At 68.5% G+C, this 3267-nt stretch carries 2 protein-coding genes; both read right to left on the bottom strand.

Annotated elements, in window-relative coordinates:
• Positions 1 to 89: 89 nt before the first annotated feature.
• Positions 90 to 1745 (bottom strand): ricin-type beta-trefoil lectin domain protein, encoded by a 1656-nt coding sequence (locus ABZ749_RS32425; protein ID WP_357234584.1) that lies wholly within the window; start codon positions 1743 to 1745, stop codon positions 90 to 92.
• Between the two features lie 301 nt (positions 1746 to 2046).
• Complete coding sequence (locus tag ABZ749_RS32420) at positions 2047 to 3033, bottom strand: LacI family DNA-binding transcriptional regulator (RefSeq protein WP_357234581.1); 987 nt, start codon at positions 3031 to 3033, stop codon at positions 2047 to 2049.
• Between the last annotated feature and the right edge of the window lie 234 nt (positions 3034 to 3267).

Here is a 3267-nt window from a genome sequence, read left to right as displayed (position 1 = left end):
CGCGGACGACATCTGTCGTCCGCGGGCACCAGCACCACCGTCGGATCAGGCGGGCCGCCTCGACCTCTGCGGTCGGCGACCCCGGTCGGCTACCGCTGCGACCACCGCTGGTTCGCCGCCGCGGTGCAGGTCCAGAGGATCACCGTGGTGCCGTTGGCCGTCGCGTTGTTGTTGACGTCCAGGCAGAGCCCGGTCTGCGCGTTGCTGATCGTGCCGTTGGAGTTGACCGCCCATTGCTGGTTGGTCCCGCCGTTGCAGTCCCAGATCTGCACCTTGGCGCCGGCTGCGGCGTTCGACGGCGCGTCCAGGCACTTGCCCAGGGCCTGCAGGGTCTGGCCGCTCCTGGTCCAGCGCTGGTTGGCGGCGCCGTTGCAGTCCCAGATGACCGGCTGCGTGCCGTTCGTCGTGTTGCTGTTCGGCACATCGAGGCAGCGGCCGGAGGAGGCGCTGGCGTACGCGCTCGACGTGGTCGGCGGCGGCGTCGTCGGAGGAGTCGTTCCGCCACCGCTGACCCGGTAGACCACCGTGCCGTGCGCGGGGACGCTGGCGCTGATGGTCCCGCTGCTGGTGCTGGTGCCGCCGGTCCACGCGTCGACCAGGGTGAACGACGAGCCAGACTTGCCGATGGCCGCTGCCGTGGTCGAGATCGTCGTCGTCGAGCCGCCCTGGTTGAGGAGGGCGACGGCGACGTCACCGTTGGCGAGCCGCTTGGCCAACACCCGACGCGTGCCGTCGAACGACACCTGCGTCCCCTGCAACCCGAGCGAGTCCTGGTTGATCGCGATCAGGTTGGCGTTCTTGAGGATGGTCTGCGTGGCGGCGTTCATGTTCCGCACGTCGTTGCCGGCGATCAGCGGAGAAGCCATGATCGCCCACATGGCGAAGTGGCTGCGCATCTCCGTGTCGTTCATGCCGCCGCGACCGACCTCCATCATGTCGGGGTCGTTGAACCCACCCGGGCGCGCGTAGGACGCCAGCGGAACGGTCACGTTGATGATGTTCTGGATGCCCATCGGGTACCCGTTGCTCTGGCCGGTGTCCCACGCGTTGGTGATGTCCTCGGTGGTTCGCCACATGTTCGCCACGTCGCCCCAGTTGCGCTGCGGGCCGGTCTTGGCGTGGATGCTGTTCGAGTTGATGCTGTAGACGATCGGTCGGCCGGTGGCGGCCAGCGCGTCACGCATCTTGGCGAAGGTGGTCACCTGGTCGTTGATGCTGCCCTCCGGCGAGCACCAGTCGTACTTGAGGAAGTCGACACCCCAGGCGGCGAACTGGCGCGCGTCCTGCACCTCGTGGCCGCGGCTGCCGGTCGCGCCGGGGTAGGAGCCGAAGTACTGGGCACAGGTCTTGTCGACCGGCACCTGGTAGAGGCCGAACTTCAGGTTCCGGGCGTGCAGGTAATCGCCGAGCGCCTTCATTCCGCTGGGGAACCGGGTGGGGTCGCCCTGGATGTTGCCGGAGCTGTCCCGGTTGGGGTTGAACCAGCAGTCGTCGACCACGACGTAGTTGTAGCCCAGGTCCCGCATGCCGCTGCTGACGATCGCATCAGCCGTCTGCCGGATCAGTGCCTCGTTGATGTTGCAGCCGAACGAGTTCCATGAATTCCAACCCATGGGGGGCGTACGCGCCACGCCGTTGTCGAGTGCCTGCGCCGCCGGGGTGCGGAGGCCGACGAGGGTGCCGGCGAGCAGTATTCCGGCCGCCAGTACGCTCCCCCAGCGACGACCTCGGGTATTGCGGTTCATCGAGCCTCCTGTCAGTGACGCCCGCCCGTGATTACGATCTCTGGTCGGTACGCCGATAGTTGGGTGGCAATTTTGTTAGCGTTAACAGAGACGCCCATCATGTTACGGCGACATTTCACGAGGTTCAATACCTTCACCGCTCCGCATCGCTCGACATCGATTGGTTACACTCTGCAACCCATCGAGTCACGTCTTATCAGACGAGGAAGGCGGAAATTCGCGCACGCTGGCGCGGCCCCATACGCACTGCGGTGGGACTGCTCCCCGCACTACGCGGGGCGACCTGCGCTTGCTCCGAGGGTCAGCGGCGAGGTGGAGCGACGCTCTCGCGGGCGACCAGAGCGGGGGCGATGGTCTGCCGCAGCGCCCCGCCGGTGCCCGACTCGATCTGCGACAGCAGCATCTGCAGGCTCGCTCGCGCCACCGCGTCGAAGTCCGGTCGGACGGTGGTCAGCGGCGGAATGAAGTACGCCGCCTCCGGCACGTCGTCGAAGCCGACCACGCTGATCTCGTGCGGCACCTGTCGGCCGAACTCGTGCAGCGCCCGCAGCACGCCCAGCGCGAGATGGTCGTTGGCCGTGAAGACGGCGGTGACCTCCGGCATCCGCGCCAACATCTGCCCGCACCGGTAACCCGACGCCGCGGACCAGTCCCCCGGCATCGGCGGCGGCGGATCCAGCCCGGCGGCCAGCAACGCCTGCCTCCAACCGTCGATCCGACCCACGCTGTCGAACCAGTCGGTCGGCCCGGAGACGTGCCAGACGGTGCAGTGCCCGGCGTCGAGCAGATGTTGCGTCGCCGCCCGGGCGCCCGCCACCTGGTCGACGGTCACCAACGGCACCGGCCGACTCGGGTCACCGTCGACCGTGACCAGCGGGACGTCCTTGGGCAGGCGCTCCAGCGCCTCACCGGCCGACTCGACCGGGGCGATGACCACGATGCCGGCGACCCGGTGCGACAGGTGCCGCTCCACGGCGGCCGAGATGGAGCGGTGGTCCAGGTTGCGCACGCTGCCGACGCTGACCGCGAAGCCCTCTTCGGCGGCGGTCTGCTCCAGCGCGGCCAGCAGCGATGCCGGACCGTAGAGCGTCGTGTTCTGCGCGACCACACCGATGACCTGCGATCGACCGGTCACCAGGGCGCGTGCCGCACCGTTGGGACGGTAGCCGAGTTCGGCGATCGCCGCGCGTACCCGAAGCCGGGTCTGCTCACGGACGTTGGGGTGCCCGTTGAGCACCCGCGACACCGTCTGATGGGAGACACCGGCGAGACGAGCAACGTCCGTCATCGCGGGACCGTGGACGGCCATTTCGCTCCCCCCGCTACATCTCCGGCCCGCGGCCCGTCGACGTCGACTGGAGCGGTCCGGCCCGATCCCCCTCGCTCAGTCACCACGCCGGTGCTGAATCCCAGGTGACCAGCGCTGGCAGAGCTGCTCCGGGACGTCGACACCAGACCGATGGAGGGTCTCGGTCACCTGGACGTCGTCCCGCATGCCGACAACGGTCGAGACCACGGCCGG

Source organism: Micromonospora sp. NPDC047753, assembly GCF_040642735.1.
In the GTDB taxonomy this organism is placed as follows: domain Bacteria; phylum Actinomycetota; class Actinomycetes; order Mycobacteriales; family Micromonosporaceae; genus Micromonospora.
The sequence above is the reverse complement of the archived record's forward strand: the minus strand, read 5'-3'. Positions and strand labels throughout refer to the sequence as shown.

Coding starts and splice junctions, on each gene's coding strand:
- ABZ749_RS32425 (WP_357234584.1), bottom strand. CDS start 1,745: ATGAACCGCAATACCCGAGGTCGTCGCTGGGGGAGCGTACTGGCGGCC.
- ABZ749_RS32420 (WP_357234581.1), bottom strand. CDS start 3,033: ATGACGGACGTTGCTCGTCTCGCCGGTGTCTCCCATCAGACGGTGTCG.